15 protein-coding genes are annotated in these 18,194 nt (G+C 67.5%); 8 read left to right on the top strand and 7 right to left on the bottom strand.

Annotation, left to right across the window (positions count from 1 at the left end):
- Positions 1–17: 17 nt before the first annotated feature.
- From A3AG_RS0124365 to A3AG_RS0124375, 3 genes are read left to right on the top strand one after another with little or no spacing between them, the layout of a single operon-like run.
- Positions 18–1,349, top strand: coding sequence for a sensor histidine kinase (locus A3AG_RS0124365; protein ID WP_018007917.1), 1,332 nt, complete (start codon positions 18–20; stop codon positions 1,347–1,349).
- A 5-nt stretch (positions 1,350–1,354) separates the two neighbouring features.
- Positions 1,355–2,491 (top strand): hybrid sensor histidine kinase/response regulator, encoded by a 1,137-nt coding sequence (locus A3AG_RS0124370; protein ID WP_018007918.1) that lies wholly within the window; start codon positions 1,355–1,357, stop codon positions 2,489–2,491.
- On the top strand, positions 2,488–3,495 hold the full coding sequence (locus tag A3AG_RS0124375; RefSeq protein ID WP_018007919.1) for a response regulator: 1,008 nt from the start codon (positions 2,488–2,490) through the stop codon (positions 3,493–3,495). Before A3AG_RS0124370 ends, A3AG_RS0124375 begins: the two co-directional genes overlap by 4 nt.
- Positions 3,496–3,586: 91 nt before the next feature.
- Here the strand turns inward: A3AG_RS0124375 and secF are convergent, their stop codons facing one another.
- The 5 genes from secF to queA all read right to left on the bottom strand — a co-directional run bounded on the left by secF (position 3,587) and on the right by queA (position 9,413).
- Complete coding sequence (secF, locus tag A3AG_RS0124380) at positions 3,587–4,558, bottom strand: protein translocase subunit SecF (protein ID WP_018007920.1); 972 nt, start codon at positions 4,556–4,558, stop codon at positions 3,587–3,589.
- A gap of 41 nt (positions 4,559–4,599) precedes the next feature.
- Positions 4,600–6,471 (bottom strand): protein translocase subunit SecD, encoded by a 1,872-nt coding sequence (gene secD / locus A3AG_RS0124385; protein ID WP_018007921.1) that lies wholly within the window; start codon positions 6,469–6,471, stop codon positions 4,600–4,602.
- Positions 6,472–6,680: 209 nt separating this feature from the next.
- Positions 6,681–7,007, bottom strand: coding sequence for a preprotein translocase subunit YajC (gene yajC / locus A3AG_RS0124390; protein WP_018007922.1), 327 nt, complete (start codon positions 7,005–7,007; stop codon positions 6,681–6,683).
- Positions 7,008–7,195: 188 nt separating this feature from the next.
- Positions 7,196–8,326 (bottom strand): tRNA guanosine(34) transglycosylase Tgt, encoded by a 1,131-nt coding sequence (gene tgt / locus A3AG_RS0124395; protein WP_018007923.1) that lies wholly within the window; start codon positions 8,324–8,326, stop codon positions 7,196–7,198.
- A gap of 16 nt (positions 8,327–8,342) precedes the next feature.
- The gene (gene queA, locus A3AG_RS0124400; RefSeq protein ID WP_026164443.1) at positions 8,343–9,413 is read right to left on the bottom strand and encodes a tRNA preQ1(34) S-adenosylmethionine ribosyltransferase-isomerase QueA; all 1,071 of its coding nucleotides are present in this window, start codon (positions 9,411–9,413) and stop codon (positions 8,343–8,345) included.
- Between the two features lie 214 nt (positions 9,414–9,627).
- Here queA and recG point away from each other — a divergent pair, with 214 nt between their 5' ends.
- From recG to ubiA, 5 genes are all read left to right on the top strand, one after another.
- Positions 9,628–11,820 carry an ATP-dependent DNA helicase RecG gene (gene recG / locus A3AG_RS0124405; protein WP_018007925.1) on the top strand — a complete coding sequence of 731 codons (2,193 nt, stop codon included), beginning with the start codon at positions 9,628–9,630 and terminating at the stop codon, positions 11,818–11,820.
- Between the two features lie 121 nt (positions 11,821–11,941).
- Positions 11,942–12,892, top strand: a complete 951-nt coding sequence (locus A3AG_RS0124410) for a LysR substrate-binding domain-containing protein (protein ID WP_018007926.1) — start codon at positions 11,942–11,944, stop codon at positions 12,890–12,892.
- Positions 12,893–13,298: 406 nt separating this feature from the next.
- On the top strand, positions 13,299–14,741 hold the full coding sequence (locus A3AG_RS0124415) for a catalase (protein WP_018007927.1): 1,443 nt from the start codon (positions 13,299–13,301) through the stop codon (positions 14,739–14,741).
- A gap of 158 nt (positions 14,742–14,899) precedes the next feature.
- Positions 14,900–15,385 carry a Dps family protein gene (locus tag A3AG_RS0124420; RefSeq protein WP_012353810.1) on the top strand — a complete coding sequence of 162 codons (486 nt, stop codon included), beginning with the start codon at positions 14,900–14,902 and terminating at the stop codon, positions 15,383–15,385.
- Positions 15,386–15,526: 141 nt separating this feature from the next.
- On the top strand, positions 15,527–16,384 hold the full coding sequence (gene ubiA, locus A3AG_RS0124425) for a 4-hydroxybenzoate octaprenyltransferase (RefSeq protein ID WP_026164444.1): 858 nt from the start codon (positions 15,527–15,529) through the stop codon (positions 16,382–16,384).
- Between the two features lie 190 nt (positions 16,385–16,574).
- On the opposite strand, the gene proC is transcribed toward ubiA, so the two are convergent.
- Entirely contained in the window at positions 16,575–17,411 is an 837-nt protein-coding gene (gene proC, locus A3AG_RS0124430) for a pyrroline-5-carboxylate reductase (protein ID WP_018007930.1), read from the bottom strand.
- Positions 17,412–17,454: 43 nt separating this feature from the next.
- Positions 17,455–18,144 (bottom strand): YggS family pyridoxal phosphate-dependent enzyme, encoded by a 690-nt coding sequence (locus A3AG_RS0124435; protein WP_026164445.1) that lies wholly within the window; start codon positions 18,142–18,144, stop codon positions 17,455–17,457.
- Between the last annotated feature and the right edge of the window lie 50 nt (positions 18,145–18,194).

The raw sequence follows: 18,194 nt of genomic DNA on the forward strand, positions 1-18,194 counted from the left end.
TCCTCGCGGGTCACGCCATGAGCACCAACCAACTCTACGCCGGCTACCAGTCCGAACTGGTCGACTTCCGCCTGGCCTTCAGCCGCGGCGGCGCCTATACCGCGATCGTGCTGGTCCTGCTCGGCGTCGGGCTCGACTACGGACAGTATCCGCAGCAGCAGTTTCCCTTTGCGGTCGCACGCGTGGTGGTGTCGATGCTGATCGCCGGGGTCGTGGTGGTGCTGTACAGCGCCGCCGGCCGCCGCTTCGCGCCCTGGCTGACGCTGACCTGGCTGCTGTTGCCGCAGATCATGATCGCCTGGATGATCTCGCAGACCGAAGGGGTGCATTCGCCGTACTACGTCGGGCTGAACCTGGCCATCTTCGCATCCGGCATCGCGCTGCCGTTCGGGCTGTGGCAGAACCTGGTGTTCGGCGTGCTTTCCTACCTGCTGTATGTGCTCGCCTGCCTGTTCCACCCCGGCGGCATCGAACCGTTCGGCACCTTTATCGTCAATTCGCTGTTCCTGTTGTTTGCCGCCGCTGCCAGCGCCGTCTACACCTATTTCAACGAGCGCGCGCGCTTTATGCTGTTCCGCCTGAAGGCGGAGGTGGCCGAGAAGAACGCCGAACTCGAGGTCATCAATCGCAAGCTGGTCGACATCAAGGGCCAGATGCTGCAGCAGGAAAAAATGGCGGCGATCGGTACGTTGGCCGCGGGTCTGTTGCATGAGGTCAACAATCCGGTGAACTTCTGCCTGATGGCGATCGAGGTCGCGATGGAAGAACCCCAGGCCAAGGAAAGCGAGTCGCTGACCGAATGCCTGGTAGATGCGAAACAGGGGATGCAGCGCATCCAGCATATCGTCTCGGACCTGAAGACCTTCGCCTACCGCAAGCCGGGCGCTGAGGTGGAAGGCACGCCGTTCATGTTCGAAAAGGCGCTGGATTCCTCGATCCGCCTGACCGCGCATGAGCTGCGCGGCGTCAAGGTCACGCGCGAGTTGCCTGCGGATACGCTGGTGCTGGGCGACGAGGCCGCCATCATCGGCGTGCTGATCAACCTGTTTTCGAACGCGGCGCTGGCCATGCGCAAGGCCGGCACGACCGAGCCCGCGATCCATACCACCGTGCACTGGGCCGAAGGCCGATTGCACGTGACCGTGCGCGACAACGGGCCCGGCATCGCGCCGGAGCATCTGGCGCGGGTGTTCGAGCCGTTCTTCACCACCCGTGAAGTCGGGCAGGGCCTGGGCCTGGGGCTGTCGATCAGCTATGCCGTGATCGAGCGCCACGGAGGCCAGCTGTTTGCCGAAAGCGAGCTCGGCCAGTGGGCTGCGTTCAGCTTCGACCTGCCTCGCGCGGAGTAAGTCGCATGAGCGAACTCCAGCAAGCCCGGCCCAATGTCGTCCTCTATGTCGACGACGAAGACATGGCGCGCAAGTACTTTGCGCGCGCGGTCGGCAGCGAGTATGAGGTCCTGCTTGCCGCCGGCGCCGACGAGGCGATGGCGACGCTGCGCGCCGAGGGCGGGCGGATCACGATCCTGGTCACTGATTTCCGCATGCCAGGCCGCGATGGCGGCGATCTGCTGCGCGAAGTCGCCCAGGCCTATCCGCAGATCGTGCGCATCCTGGTGACGGCCTACGCCGACAAGGACATGCTGTTGCAAACCGTCAACAGCGGCGAAGTCTTCCGCATCCTCGAAAAGCCCCTGAGTGTCGGCGACGTGCGCAAGGTGCTGCACCTTGCCGGCGAGCGCCACCTGGAGCGCGCGTTGCGCCAGCATCGCCTGATGGCGATCGATGAAACCCTGGCCTTCCTGGCGCATGAACTGAACACGCCGCTGGCCGCCATTGCCAACTTCGCGCGGGGCATCGAAAGCCGCGTCCAGGCCGAGTACAGCGAGCAGCGGCAAGGAGAAATCGGGCAGGCCGCGGGCGCCATGTACGACAACGCCCAGTATTGCCTGGCGGTGCTGTCGTCGTTCCTCGAGTCGGTGCGCAACAGCGCCGCCAGCAAGGCGCCGGCGGCCGACGCCGGCACCGAGGTCAGCGCGGGCGCGCTGGTGGCGGGGCTGCTGGATACCTATCCGTTCGCAGGCGGGCAGCGCCAGTGGGTCGACGTCGACATGCAGGGCGACTTCCCGGTGCAGACGCTGCCCAACTGCGTCGCGCTGGTACTGTCGTCGGTGATGAGCAACGCGCTGCGCGCGCTCGCGGGCGTGGACCGGCCCTCGCTGCGCTTCGTGGTGACAACCCAGCCCAACCAGGAAATCCGCATCTGCGACAACGGCCCCGGCATCCCGCCAGAGGTGATGGGGCGGCTGCTGGTCGATCCGGTCACTACCCACGCCAGCGCTGGCGGCAGTGGCCTCGGCATGATTTTCTGCAACCGCGTCATGCAGTCCTTCGGCGGCGGCATCCGGATCGCCTCCGCTCCCGGTGCCGGGACCACAGTGACGCTGGACTTTCCAAATTTCAGGAATCGAATGATTAGGAGTGACCGATGAGCGAACCGATTGCCACCCAGGCACCACCCCCGGCGATTCTGTTCGTCGATGACGAGGCGACCGCCGTCAAATATTTCCAGCGGGCCATCGGCGCGCTGGCGCCGGTGGTGACTGGCGGCTCGGTGGAGGAGGGCAAGACGCTGCTGGACGCTCACGCCGACAGCCTGGCCGTGCTGGTCTCGGACCAGCGCATGCCGGGCGAGTACGGCAACGAACTGCTGCGCTATGCGCGCGAGCGCTACCCGCACATCGTGCGCATCCTGACCACCGCGTACTCGGAACTCGACCAGACCGTCGAGGCGGTGAACCAGGGGCAGATCCATCGCTATATCAAGAAGCCGTGGGATATCACCGCGCTGCGCATGGAGCTCAAGCAGGCGCTGGAAATGTCCGGCCTGCGCAAGGAGCGTGACCAGCTGGTGCGCGAGAAGCTGGCGGTGCTGCAGACCCAGACCGTGGCTACCCGCATCGGCATGCTGCACGCGCTGTGCGCAAGCCTGATTGGTCCGGGCCATTTCCAGCCGGTGGAGACTTACCTGGCGGCGGTCGACCTGGCGGGGGCCCGCAACGCCGATCCGGACTGGCAGCGCATGGACTACGCCGACCTGGTTCGCGCCGAAGCCGAGCGCAGCGGCAGCTTTGGCCATGCAGTGGGCACATGCCTGGCCGGGCTGCGCAGCGCCAATGCGGGCAAGGGCGCTGCCGATGCCGCCGCCGTGATCGCCGACGCGCTCGGCAGCGAGGTGGTGCGCCGCGACGGCGATACGGTGGTCTGGACCCAGCCGGCCGCGCTGGCCGAGTTCCTGGCCCAGCCCGTGGGCACGGCGGTGTCGGCGCAGCATGCGGCCTGGCTGGCCAGCCTGCTGTGGCTCGAAGAGGCCGGCGGCGCGCTGAAGTTCGTGCGCGACGGCGACACCATTGTCTGCCGCGCTGCCCCGCGCAGCGACAGCTTCGCCTCCGACCGGCTGGCGGCATGGATCGAGCGCTTCTCGATGCCGGCCTGAGTCTGGCGGCCGCGGCTGTTGCCGGCCTTCGGGCCGGCCATGAAAAACGGCGCCCCGCGGGGCGCCGTTCTGTTTTGCGGCAGGGCCGGCCTCAGGCCTGCGCGCCGTAGTTGGGGTCGTTGCGGTCGGTCGACTCGCCCTTCTTCTCGCCCTTGACCAGGTCCTCGCGCTTCACGCCGAGCCACATCGCCAGCGCCGCGGCGACGAACACCGACGAGTAGATGCCGAACAGGATGCCCACCGTCAGCGCCAGCGCGAAGTAGTGCAGCGTCGGGCCGCCGAAGAAGAACATCGACAGCACCATCATTTCGGTCGAGCCGTGGGTGATGATGGTCCGCGACATGGTGCTGGTGATGGCATGGTCGATGACCTCGTGGGTGGTCATCTTGCGGTACTTGCGGAAGGCTTCGCGGATCCGGTCGAAGATCACCACCGACTCGTTCACCGAGTAGCCCAGCACCGCCAGGATCGCCGCCAGCACCGACAGCGAGAATTCCCACTGGAAGAAGGCGAAGAAGCCCAGGATGATGACGATGTCGTGCAGGTTGGCGATGATGCCCGCCACCGCGAACTTCCACTCGAAGCGGAACGACAGGTAGATCACGATGCCCGCCACCACGCACAGCAGCGCCAGCAGGCCGTCGGTGGCGAGCTCCTTGCCCACCTGCGGGCCGACGAACTCGACGCGCTGCAGCTTGACGTCAGGCGAGGCCGCGGTGAGCGCGCCCATCACCTGCTCGCTCTGCTGGGCCGAGGTCGCGGGCTTGCCGTCCGGGCCCTTTTGCAGCGGCAGGCGGATCATCACGTCGCGCGAGGTGCCGAAATTCTGCACCTGCACGTCGGTGTAGCCGAGCTTGCCCACCTGGCCGCGGATCTTTTCCAGGTCGGCCGCCTGCTGGTAGCTGACCTCCATCACCGTGCCGCCGGTGAATTCGATCGACAGGTGCAGGCCCTTTTGCCAGAGGAAGAACACGGCCGCGGCAAACGTCAGGAAGGAGATCACGTTGAAGATCAACGCGTGCTTCATGAACGGAATGTCGCGCCGGATGCGGAAGAATTCCATGTTGAATCCTGTTCTGTACTACGTGTTGTGCCGCGGGCCGCTTACTTGGCGACCGGCGTGTCGGTGGTATTGCCCGGCTTCCAGATCTGGCCGATGGCCACGCTCTGCAGCTTCTTCTTGCGGCCGTACCAGAGATTGACCAGGCCGCGGTTGAAGAACACCGCCGAGAACATCGAGGTCAGGATGCCCAGGCAGTGCACCACGGCAAAGCCGCGCACCGGGCCCGAACCGAACGCCAGCAGCGCCAGGCCGGCGATCAGCGTGGTCACGTTGGAGTCCAGGATGGTGGCCCAGGCGCGGTCGAAACCGACCGCGATCGCCACCTGCGGCGACGCGCCGGCGCGCAGTTCCTCGCGGATGCGCTCGTTGATCAGCACGTTGGCGTCGATGGCCATGCCCAGCACCAGCGCGATGGCGGCGATGCCAGGCAGCGTCAGCGTGGCCTGCAGCATCGACAGCACCGCGATCAGCAGCAGCAGGTTCACGCCCAGCGCGATCACCGAGAACACGCCGAACAGCATGTAATACAGGATCATGAACACGCCGATGGCGGCAAAGCCATAGGCAACCGAATCGAAGCCCTTCTCGATGTTCTCCGCACCCAGCGACGGGCCGATGGTGCGCTCTTCGATGATCTCCATCGGCGCGGCCAGCGAGCCGGCGCGCAGCAGCAGGGCCAGGTCGTTGGCGGCTTCGGTGGAGTAGGAGCCGGTGATCTGGAAGCTCGAGCCCAGTTCGGACTGGATCGTCGCCACCGTCAGCACTTCGCCCTTGCCCTTCTCGAACAGCACGATCGCCATCGGCTTCTTCAGGTTCTCGCGCGAGACATCGCGCAGCACGCGGCCGCCCTGTGCGTCGAGCTTGATGTTGACCGAAGGCTGCTGGTTCTGGTCGAAGCCGGCCGAGGCGCTTTCGATGCGGTCGCCGGTGAAGATGACCTGCTTCTTCAGCACCACCGGGGCGCCGTTGCCCTGCGTGAACAGTTCGCTGCCAAACGGGATCGGGTCGCCCGGGCGCGGGCTGCGCGGCGCGTCGTTGTCGACCAGGCGCGCTTCCAGCGTGGCGGTGCGGCCGATGATGTCCTTGGCCTTGGCGGTGTCCTGCACGCCCGGCAGCTGCACCACGATGCGGTCGGCGCCTTGCTGCTGGATCACCGGCTCGGCCACGCCGAGCTCGTTGACGCGGTTGTGCAGGGTGGTGATGTTCTGCTTGACCGCGGCGTCCTGCACGGCGCGGCGGGCGGCCTCGGTGAAGGTGCCGACGATGTTGTTGCCGTCCATGGCGAAGGCCACTTCGCGCACGTTGTCGGTCAGCAGCGCGCGCGCGCGGCCGGCGTCGTCGGCGTTGTTGAAGCGCACCGTCAGGCGCTCGCCGTCGCGGTCGATGCCGCCGTGGCGGATGTTCTTGTCGCGCAGCAGCGTGCGCGCGTCGCCGGCCAGGCTGTCGAGCTTCTTGTCGACCGCGCCCTTCATGTCGACCTGCAGCAGGAAGTGCACGCCGCCGCGCAGGTCCAGGCCCAGGTACATCGGCAGCGCGTGCAGCGAAGTCAGCCAGCGCGGCGAGCCCGAAAGCAGGTTGAGCGCGACCACGTAGGCGGGATCGGACGCGTCCGGGTTCAGCGTGCGCGACAGCACGTCCTTGGCCTTGAGCTGCTCGTCAGTGGTGCGGAAGCGCGCCTTGACCGAGCCCGACTGGCCGGAAATATCGAAGAAGACGCCGTCTGGCTGCAGCTGGTTCTGCGCCAGGATCTCTTCGACCTGCTTCTGCATCGACAGGTCGACCTTGACCGTGGCCTTGCCCGAGGACACCTGCACGGCAGGCGCCTCGCCGAAGAAGTTCGGCAAGGTGTAGATGATGCCGATGGCCAGGGCCACCAGGATCACGAGGTATTTCCAAAGCGGATAACGATTCATCTCGGGCCAGTCATTCAGCGGTTGGCGGGGCCGGCGCAGGCGAGGCGCGCCACGTCGGCGGCGCCGAACCGGTTTGGCAAACAGCCGCCTGGCAGCCGCGGAGCGAAGCCGCGGGGGCTTCGTCGGGCTGGATCAGGCGGCTGCCGGGGCATGCGCGAACGGGCATGCCGGAAAAGACAAAGGCGGGAGTCGCGCGCGCGATCCGGGGATCAGAGCGCCTTCAGCGAGCCCTTGGGCAGCACCGTGGTCACGGCATTCTTCTGCACCGTGATCTCGGTGCCTTCGGCGACTTCCAGGCTGACGTACTGGTCGGTGACCTTGGTCACGCGGCCCAGGATGCCGCCGGCGGTAACGACTTCGTCGTTCTTGGCCAGCGCTTCGAGCATTGCCTTGGCTTCCTTCTGGCGCTTCATCTGCGGGCGGATCATGATGAACCACAGCACACCAAACATCAGGATGATGGGCAGGAAGCTCATCAGGCCGCCAGCCGCGCCGCCGGCACCGGCGGTCTGGGCAAATGCGTTAGAAATCAGCACGTTGATTCTCCGTCACAAAAGTCAGTCAATTAATCGAACATTCTACCATTCGCACCTGGCCCGCCCTTGGCATTCTAGGGCGGAATACGGGTTTGTTCGGGTGCGTTGGGGACAACTTGCGCGGTGGCTGCCGCGCCTCGACCGGCTATTCGACCGCGGGCGGCGGGAAAGTTCGCGCCGCCGGCTTGTCACTGCGTGCCGCGGGCGCGGTCGGCGGCGAACTGGCGGCGGAAGCCGGCAAAGCGGTGCTGCTCGATCGCCTCGCGCACCTCGCGCATCAGCTGCAGGTAGTAGTGCAGGTTGTGGATGGTGTTCAGGCGCGCGCCCAGGATCTCGCCGACGCGGTGCAGGTGGTGCAGGTAGGCGCGCGAGAAATTGCGGCAGGTGTAGCAGGCGCAGCTCTCGTCGAGCGGGCGCGGGTCGTTGCGGTGCGCGGCGTTCTTGATCTTGACGTCACCGTAGCGGGTGAAGAGCCAGCCGTTGCGCGCGTTGCGGGTCGGCATCACGCAGTCGAACATGTCGACCCCGGCGGCGACGCCGGCGACCAGGTCCTCGGGCGTGCCCACGCCCATCAGGTAGTGCGGCTTGTTGGCCGGCAGGCGCGGCGCCACGTGTTCCAGCACGCGCATCATGTCTTCCTTGGGCTCGCCCACCGATAGCCCGCCGATGGCGAAGCCGTGGAAGTCCAGCTCGGACAGCCCCGCCAGCGACTCGTCGCGCAGGTCCTCGTACATGCCGCCCTGGACGATGCCGAACAGCGCGTTCGGGTTGGCCAGCCGCTCGAATTCATCGCGCGAGCGCCTGGCCCAGCGCAGGCTCATGCGCATCGACTTGGCCGCCTCATCGTGCGTGGCGGGGCGGCCGTCGATCTCGTACGGGGTGCATTCGTCGAACTGCATGACGATGTCGGAATTCAGCGTGCGCTGGATCTGCATCGAGATCTCGGGCGACAGGAAGAGCTTGTCGCCGTTGACCGGCGAGGCAAAGGTGACGCCATCCTCGGTGATCTTGCGCAGATCGCCCAGCGAAAACACCTGGAAGCCGCCGGAGTCGGTCAGGATCGGCTTGTCCCAGCCGATAAAGCGGTGCAGGCCGTCATGGGCATTGACCACGTCCAGCCCCGGGCGCAGCCACAGGTGGAAGGTGTTGCCCAGGATGATCTGCGCGCCGATCTCGTTCAGTTCCAGCGGCGACATCGCCTTGACCGAGCCATAGGTGCCCACCGGCATGAAGATCGGCGTCTCGACCACGCCGTGGTTCAGCGTGACGCGGCCGCGGCGGGCGTTGCCGTCGGTGGTGATGAGTTCGAAGTTGAGCATGTCGAATAGTCTGAGATCAGGCCGCGGCGGCGGCGTCCGGCTGCCGGGTCAGCAGCATGGCGTCTCCGTAGCTGAAGAAACGGTAGCGCTGCTCGACCGCATGGCGGTACGCGGCGCGGATGGCTTGCACCCCGGCCAGCGCCGACACCAGCATCAGCAGCGTCGACTTGGGCAGGTGGAAGTTGGTGATGAGCGCGTCGACCAGGCGGAAGCGGTAGCCGGGCGTGATGAAGATGTCGGTGTCGCCGCTGCCGGCGGCGAGCGTGCCGTCCGGCTGCGCGGCCGATTCCAGCGCGCGCAGCGAGGTGGTGCCGACCGCGATCACGCGGCCGCCGCGCGCGCGCGTGTCGCGCACCGCCTGCGCCAGGTCCTCGGAAATCGCGTACCACTCGGAATGCATCTTGTGCTCGGCAAGGTTCTCGGTGCGCACCGGCTGGAAGGTGCCGGCGCCCACGTGCAGCGTCAGGAAGGCGCGGCGCACGCCGGCGGCATCGAGCCGGGCGAACAGCGCGTCATCGAAATGCAGCCCGGCGGTGGGCGCGGCGACCGCGCCGGGGCTGCGCGCGTAGACGGTCTGGTAGCGGGTCTCGTCGTAGGCGTCGGGGTCGTGCGTGATATAAGGCGGCAGCGGCAGGCGGCCGTAGCGCTCGATCAGGTCCAGCGCGGCCTCGGGGAAGCGCAGCGTGAAGAACTGGTCCACGCGCGGGCCCACGATCACGGCGAAGGCGCCGTCGGCCAGGTGCAGGGCGCTGCCTTCGGCCGGCGTCTTGGAGGCACGCACCTGGGCCAGCACGGTATGGGTGTCGAGCACCCGCTCCACCAGCACCTCGACCTTGCCGCCGCTGGGCTTGTGGCCGAAGAAGCGGGCCTTGATCACGCGGGTGTCGTTGAACACCAGCAGGTCGTCCGGACCCAGGTAATCGACGATGTCGCTGAAGGCGCGGTCGACCATGCGCACCGCGTTGGCGGTGTCGCCGGGGGCGAGCCGCTCCACCACCAGCAGTCGGCTGGCGCTGCGGTCGGGCAGCGCGCTCTGGGCGATCAGTTCGGGCGGCAGCGGAAAGTCGAAATCGGAAAGCGTCAACATCGTGGGAAGGGCGGGCTGCGCGGTCTGCGGGCGGTGGAGCATGGCGCATCACTGCGCTGCCCGGGTTGGCAGCCGGCATGGGTACAATCGGCGAATCCGATATTGTAAGGCCACGGGCGCGCTTGCCGCCGCGCCGGGCGTGATACCCGCCATTCGCCGGCGCCGCGCCAGCCAGTCCAGAAGCCCGCAGCGACTGCTGCCAACTTATTCGCCGATGCCCGGAACCGCCGCCGAACCGATCCAGGACCCTGCCGACGCCAACGACGCCAGCGACACGGCGGCGCCCGCGCGCGGCAAGGCCGGTGCGGCCAAGGGCAAGGCCGCCGGCTCTGGCGCATCCACCGCTGCCGCCCGCCTGGCCAAGCTGGGCTTGCGCCGCCCGGTCGACCTGGTGCTGCACCTGCCGATGCGCTACGAGGACGAGACCACGGTGGTGCCGATCGCCGAGGCCATCCACCGTGCCGGGCTGGGGCTGCCGGCGCAGGTGGAAGGCGAGGTCATTTCCAACGAAGTCACGTTCCGGCCGCGCCGCCAGCTGGTGGTGAAGCTTGCCGACGACAGCGGCGAGCTGACCCTGCGCTTCCTGAACTTCTACGGCAGCCAGACCAGGCAGATGGCCGAAGGCGTGCGCCTGCGCGTGCGCGGCGAGGTGCGCGGCGGCTTTTTCGGTGCCGAGATGGTCCATCCGACGGTGCGCCCGGTGCTGGCGGGCGAGGCGCTGCCCGACCGCCTGACGCCGGTGTACCCGTCCACCGCCGGCATCCCGCAGGCCTATTTGCGCAAGGCGATCGGCGGCGCGCTGGCGCGCACGCCCTTGCCCGAGACGCTGCCCCAACCGGTGCTGAAGGGCCCGCTGGCGCGCCTGCAGCTGCGTCCGCTGGCCGACTGCCTGCGGCTGCTGCACGCGCCGCCGCCGCAGGAAAGCGAGGCCGCGCTGGCCGACCGCTCGCACCCGGCCTGGCAGCGCGTCAAGTTCGACGAGCTGCTGGCGCAGCAGATCTCGCTGCGGCGCGCGCACGCGGCGCGCCGCGACAAGACCGCGCCGACCATGCCGCGCCGCGAGGGCGGGCTGCTCACGCGTTTCCTGGCGGCCTTGCCGTTCCGGCTGACCGGCGCGCAGCAGCGCGTGGTCGGCGAAATCGCCGCCGACATGACCCTGCCGCACCCGATGCACCGGCTGCTGCAGGGCGACGTCGGCAGCGGCAAGACCATCGTCGCCGCGCTGGCGGCTTGCCAGGCCATCGATGCCGGTTTCCAGGCGGCGCTGATGGCGCCGACCGAGATCCTGGCCGAGCAGCATTTCCGCAAGCTGTCGGCTTGGCTGGAGCCGCTGGGCGTGCCCGTGGTGTGGCTGGCCGGCAGCCAGAAGGCGCGCGACAAGCGCGCGGCGGTGGCGCGCGTGGAATCGGGCGAGGCCCAGCTGGTGATCGGCACCCATGCGCTGATCCAGGACACCGTGCGTTTTGCCAGGCTGGGGCTGTCGGTGGTCGACGAGCAGCACCGCTTCGGCGTGGCCCAGCGGCTGGCGCTGCGGGGCAAGGCCGGCGCGGCCGAGGCGCCGGCTGCCATCAGCGCGGCCGAAACCGTGCCGCACCAGCTGATGATGTCGGCCACGCCGATCCCGCGCACGCTGGCCATGACGTACTACGCCGACCTCGACGTCTCGGTGATCGATGAACTGCCGCCGGGGCGCACGCCCATCGTCACGCGCCTGGTCAACGACGAGCGCCGCGACGAGGTGATCGGGCGCATCCACCATGCCGCCGCCGAGGGCCGCCAGGTCTACTGGGTGTGCCCGCTGATCGAGGAAAGCGAGGCGCTGCAGCTGCAGACCGCGGTCGAGACCTACGAGACCCTGGTGGCGGCGCTGCCCGACCTGCGCGTGGGCCTGGTGCACGGGCGCCTGCCGCCGGCGGAGAAGGCCGCGGTGATGGATGACTTCAGCGCCAACCGGCTGCAGGTGCTGGTGGCCACCACCGTGATCGAGGTGGGGGTGGACGTGCCCAATGCCTCGCTGATGGTGATCGAGCATGCCGAGCGCTTTGGCCTGGCGCAGCTGCACCAGCTGCGCGGCCGGGTCGGGCGCGGCAGCGCCGAATCGGTCTGCCTGCTGATGTACCAGGCGCCGCTGTCGCCCACCGCGCGCGAGCGCCTGGCGACCATGCGCGAGACCACCGACGGCTTCGAGATCGCGCGGCGCGACCTGGAAATCCGCGGCCCGGGCGAATTCCTCGGCGCGCGCCAGTCCGGCGAGGCGATGTTGCGCTTTGCCGACCTGCAGACCGATGCCTGGCTGGTGGAGTACGCCCAGGCAGCGGCCGAGCTGATGCTGGCGCACTATCCGGAAGCGGTCGAAGCGCACCTGTCGCGCTGGCTGGGTGGACGCGAGCACTACCTGAAGGCCTGATCGAAGTCTTGCTGGCGGGCTTTGTGCCGGAGCCGGCGCATACCGGCTCGCGTGAAGTGGGCACTCTGACAGATCCGACAATCGAAGGTAAAATCTATCGCCTACCCGGATTTGATAAGTCATGACGCTCACCGAACTCAAGTACATCGTCGCCGTGGCGCGCGAGCGCCATTTCGGCCGGGCCGCCGAAGCCTGCTTCGTGTCGCAGCCGACGCTGTCAGTCGCCATCAAGAAGCTGGAAGACGAACTCAACGTGCAGATCTTCGAGCGCGGCACCTCCGAGGTGTCGGTGACATCGGTCGGCGAGCAGATCGTGGCGCAGGCCCAGCGTGTGCTGGAGCAGACCATGGCGATCCGCGAGATCGCCAAGCAGGGCAAGGACCCGCTGGCGGGGCCGCTGCGCGTGGGCGTGATCTACACCATCGGGCCGTACCTGCTGCCGTCGCTGGTCAAGCAGATGATCGACACCGTGCCGCAGATGCCGCTGATGCTGCAGGAGAACTACACCCACAAGCTGATCGAGCTGCTCAAGCAGGGCGAGATCGACTGCGCGGTGATGGCCGAGCCGTTCCCAGATTCCGGCCTGACGGTGCGCCCGCTCTATGACGAGCCCTTTGTCGTGGCGGTGCCGCGTGGCCACCAGCTGGCGCAGGTGCAAGCGGTCGATCCCGAGGAACTGAAGCAGCAGACCATGCTGCTGCTGGGCAGCGGCCACTGCTTCCGCGACCACGTACTGGGCGTGTGCCCCGAGCTGTCGCGCTTTTCGCAGGCGGCCGACGGCATCCAGAAGACCTTCGAGGGCTCGTCGCTCGAGACCATCCGCCATATGGTGGCCAGCGGCGTCGGCATCACCGTGCTGCCGCGCACCTCGGTGCCCGACCTGAAGGCCAAGGGCGACATGCTGTCGTATGTGCCGTTTGCCGACCCGGTGCCCGACCGGCGCGTGGTGCTGGCCTGGCGCAAGAGCTTCACCCGGCTGCCGGCGATGGAGGCACTGGCCAACGCCGTGGCCGCGTGCGACCTGCCCGGCGTGCGCAAGCTCGACGCCAAGGAACTGGCCGAAGCCGCCTGAGCGTCGCGTCGAATAGCCGTCCATGCAACGGCCGCAGCGGAGATTCCGCTGCGGCCGTTGTCATTTGTGGGTTTCCAGACCGGTCATTTCCCGGAGCTGGTTTGGGCGGGCACCGGCCGCTGGCACAAGTTTCACTAACCCTAAATAGATTCGACCTAATACATAGGTATAAATAATTAAATTCTCAACCTGATAGATAATTTGTAGACTGGCTCTTGTCGATGCAGCGGGCGCCGACGCAAGACAGGAACCGATGATGAGCACCAGCGCCCAGTCACTGAAAACCATACCGACCCAGCCCCGTTTTTCCCTCCGCATGGGGCGCTGCCTGCTCGATTGCCTTGCCTGCTATGCCGCCGCGCACTGAGGCGGCATTCCCTTTCAGCCCACCCACAAAGAGGAAAAGATGAGCAAGAAGGACACTCTCACCACTGCCGCCGGCGCACCGGTGGCCGATAACCAGAACTCGCAGACCGCCGGTCCGCGCGGCCCCATGCTGCTGCAGGACGTCTGGTTCCTCGAAAAGCTGGCCCACTTCGACCGTGAAGTCATTCCCGAGCGCCGCGTCCATGCCAAGGGCTCCGGCGCCTACGGCACGCTGCGCATCACCCATGACATCACCCGGTACACCAAGGCTTCGGTGTTTGCGGAGGTGGGCAAGGAAACGCCGCTGTTCATCCGCTTCTCCACCGTCGCCGGCGAGCGCGGCGCGGCCGACGCCGAGCGCGACGTGCGCGGCTTCTCGATCAAGTTCTATACCGACGAAGGCAATTGGGACCTGGTCGGCAACAACACGCCGGTGTTCTTCGTGCGCGACCCGCTCAAGTTCCCCGACTTCATCCACACGCAGAAGCGCAACCCGCGCACCAACCTGCGCGACCCGATCGCGGTGTGGGACTTCTGGTCGCGCCATCCGGAATCGCTGCACCAGGTCACCATCCTGATGAGCGACCGCGGCCTGCCGCAGAACTACCGGCAGATGCATGGCTTCGGCTCGCACACGTACTCGTTCATCAACGCCAGTAACGAGCGCTTCTACGTCAAGTTCCACTTCAAGTCGCAGCAGGGCGTCGAGAACTGGACCAACGAGGAAGCGGCCAAAGTGGTGGCCAACGACCGCGAGAGCGCCCAGCGCGACCTGTTCGACAATATCGAGCGCGGCAACTTCCCGCGCTGGAACCTGCGCGTGCAGATCATGCCGGAGGTGGAGGCGGCCAAATACCACATCAACCCGTTCGACCTGACCAAGGTCTGGCCGCACAAGGATTACCCGCTGATCGACGTGGGCGTGGTCGAGCTCAACCGCAACCCGGACAACTATTTTGCCGAGGTCGAGCAGGTCGCGATGAACCCGGCCAACATCGTGCCCGGCATCGGCTTCTCGCCCGACAAGATGCTGCAGGGGCGGCTGTTCTCGTATGGCGACACGCAGCGCTACCGCCTGGGCATCAACCACGCCCAGATCCCGGTCAATGCGCCGAAATGCCCGTTCCACAACAGCTTCCACCGTGACGGCGCGATGCGCGTGGACGGCAACCAGGGCGGCAAGCTCAATTACGAGCCCAACCGCGAAAGCGCCTACGCCGCCAGCGAGCGCGCCATCGAGCCGCCGCTGGCGCTCGACGGCGCCGCCGACCGCTGGGACCACCGGGTCGACACCGACTACTACAGCCAGCCCGGCGCGCTGTTCCGCCTGTTCGACGAAGGCCAGCGCCAGCGCCTGTTCGCCAATATCGCGGCGGCGATGCAGGGTGTGCCGGAGGCCATCGTGCGCGTGCAGCTGGAACACTTCAGCAAGGCCGACCCGGCCTACGGCGAGGGCGTGAAGCGGGCGCTCAACCTGCAATAAGCGCCCGCCCGGCAACGGCCCCCCGGCGCGGGGTTTGGCCGGGACCGTTGCCCGGTGCAATAATGCGGGGTACCGCGCCGCCCGGCCCCCCGAATCGCCACGATTCGGCAAGCCCGGCGGCGCGCCTCGTGGCTATACCAGAACGGAGCGTATCTACCATGGCAAAGAAGAACGAGATGAGCGTGAATATCGGTATTTCCGACAAGGACCGCAAGAAGATCGCGGAAGGGCTGTCCAAGCTGCTGGCGGACACGTACACCCTCTACCTGAAGACCCACAACTTCCACTGGAACGTGACGGGTCCGATGTTCAATACGCTGCATCTGATGTTCGAGACCCAGTACAACGAGCTGGCGCTGGCCGTGGACTCGATCGCCGAGCGTATCCGCGCGCTGGGCTACCCGGCCCCGGGCACCTACAAGGAATACGCGCGCCTGTCGTCGATCGCCGAGGAAGAGGGCGTGCCCGAGGCCACCGAAATGATCCGCAAGCTGGTCGAAGGCCAGGAAGCCGTGGTGCGCACCGCGCGCTCGATCTTCCCGGTGATCGATGCCGCCGGCGACGAGCCCTCGGCCGACCTGCTGACCCAGCGCATGCAGACGCATGAAAAGACCGCGTGGATGCTGCGCTCGATGCTGGCCTGAGGCCGGCCCGCCCTCCTGGCTGCCGCGCCCGCGGCGGCCGGCACTGCGCGTCGCAGCCGTCCGGGCTGCGGCGCGTTTTCATTGAATCGCCCGCCCCGGATCCACGCCGTGCAGACCCTCTCGCCGTTGCCCCCGACCCCCATGCTTGAACGCCTTGCCCTCTACGCGCGCCTGGTGCGCATCGACAAGCCCATCGGCACGCTGCTGCTGCTGTGGCCGACGCTGTGGGCCATGTGGATGGCGGCGGACGGGCCGCCGCGCTGGGGCCTGTTCTGGATCTTCGTCGCCGGCACCTTCCTGATGCGCTCGGCCGGCTGCGCCATCAACGACTGGGCCGACCGCGACTTCGACAAGCACGTCAAGCGCACCCGGGAACGGCCGCTGACCGCCGGCAAGATTGCCGCGTGGGAAGCGCTGGCGGTGGCCGCCGTGCTGGCGCTGGTGGCGTTCATGCTGGTGCTGCCGCTGAATGCGCTGACCAAATGGCTGGCGGTGGTGGCGGCGGTGGTGGCGGGCACGTACCCATTCTTCAAGCGCTTCTTTGCGATTCCGCAGGCCTACCTGGGAATCGCGTTCGGCTTCGGCATCCCGATGGCCTTCGCCGCGATCCAGGACCAGGTGCCGCCGGTGGCATGGCTGATGCTGCTCGCCAATGTGTTCTGGGCGGTGGCATATGACACCGCCTATGCCATGGTCGATCGCGACGACGACCTGCTGATCGGCATGAAGACTTCGGCCATCACTTTCGGGCGCTTCGATGTGGCGGCGATCATGCTGTGCTATGCCGCGTTCTTTGCGCTGATGGCGTGGGCGGGCGTGCTGCGCGGCCTGGGCTGGCCGTACTGGGTGGGGCTGGTTGCCGCGGTCGGCTGTGCCGGCTACCACTACACGCTGATCCGCGAGCGCGACCGGATGCGGTGCTTCGCGGCGTTCCGGCACAACAACTGGCTGGGGGCTTGCATGTTTGCGGGGACGGCGCTGGCGTATGCGGTGCGGTGATGGATCCGTGCCGGTTTGCGCCCCTCTCCCGATTGCGGGAGTGGGGCAGGGGGTGAGGGCTGGCGCTGGCATACCGACGGCCAGACTTCGTTGAGACTCCGGCCCTCACCCACCCCTCTCCCACTGCGCGGGAGAGGGAGCTTTCGCGACGGGCGGCAGCCGGTTCAGGGCAACCGGGTCTTGCCGCGCTTCAATCCTTCCCGAACTCCGCCCCCATCTCCTTGCCGCGCGCCGCGGCCGCGTGCATCGCCTGCACGAAGGCATCGGCGATGCCGGAGGCCTCCATCGCGGTCAGCGCGGCATAGGTGGTGCCCCCCTTCGAGGTCACGCGCTCGCGCAGCGTTGCCACCGGCTCGGGCGATTGCCCCGCCAGCGTGGCCGCGCCGCGGAAGGTTTCCACCGCGAGCTCGCGTCCCTGTTCGGCGCTCAGTCCCAGTTCGGTGGCGGCGCGCTGCATGGCCTCGATGAAATAGAACACATAGGCCGGACCGCTGCCGGAAATCGCGGTGACGGCGTCGATCTGGTCATCGCCATCGACCCACACGCACTTGCCGACGGCCTCGGCCACCGCGCTGGCGATGGCGCGGTCCCCGGCCGACAGTCCGGCGGGTGCGGCCAGCCCCGTCATGCCCATGCCCGACAGCGCCGGCGTATTCGGCATCGCGCGCACCACGCGGTTGCGCCCGCCGAGCCAGCGCTGCATGTCCTGCAGCCGGATGCCGGCGGCCACGCTGATCACCAGGTTGCCCGGGCCATCGGCCGGCAGGTGCGGCAGCAGCTGCGCCGCGGCGTCGCGGAACTGCTGCGGCTTGACCGCCAGCACCAGCACATCGCTGGCGCCGAAGGCCGCGTCCGGCGCTCCGGCCGCATGCACGCCGAGGTCGCGCGCCAGGCGCTGCTGCGCTTCCGGGAACGGGTCGACCACGCGGATCGCGCCGGCGGGCACGCCGCGCGCGATCAGGCCGCCGATCAGTGCGGAAGCCATGTTGCCGCCGCCAAGAAAGCCGAAGGTGAGGGTGTCGAGCATGAAGGTCTCTGGGGTCTGAAAGATTCCGGTCGGGGCGCGGACGTCAGCCGCGCGCGCCGAAGATGGCGGTGCCGATCCGCACCAGGGTGGCGCCCTCGGCGATGGCGGCCTCCATGTCGCCCGACATGCCCATCGACAGCGTGTCGAGCTGCAAGCCGTCGGCGCGCAGCGCCTGCAGCATGGCGCGCATGGCGGCGAACGGGCGCCGTTGCGCGGCGGGGTCGTACGCGGGTTCGGGGATTGCCATCAACCCGCGCAGCCGCAGGTTGGGCAAGGCCGCGACCGCATGCGCCAGCGCGGGCACCTCGGCCGGGGCGACGCCGCTCTTGCTGGCTTCGCCGCTGATATTGACCTGGATGCAGACCTGCAACGGCGCCATGCCGGCAGGACGCTGGGCCGACAGCCGCTCGGCGATCCTGAGCCGCTCGATGGAGTGCACCCAGTCGAAATGTTCCGCCACCGGGCGCGTCTTGTTGCTTTGCAGCGGGCCGATGAAATGCCATTGCAGGTGGCCGCGCAGGTCGGCCAGCGCGGCGATCTTGTCGATACCTTCCTGGACGTAGTTCTCGCCGAATTCGCGCTGTCCGGCGGCGTATGCGGCCCTTATGCGGTCGGGGGAAACGGTCTTGGAAACGGCCAGCAGGGCGACGTCCGCGGGTTGCCTGCCGGCCTGTTGTGCTGCCGCCGCAATGCCCTGGCGTACGGCTTGCAAGTTGGCGGCAATCACAGACATAATCCGGCGAACATATATAAAAGGTACGTCAAGTACCGATAACAAATCAG

The organism is Cupriavidus neocaledonicus (assembly GCF_000372525.1).
Lineage (GTDB): Bacteria > Pseudomonadota > Gammaproteobacteria > Burkholderiales > Burkholderiaceae > Cupriavidus > Cupriavidus neocaledonicus.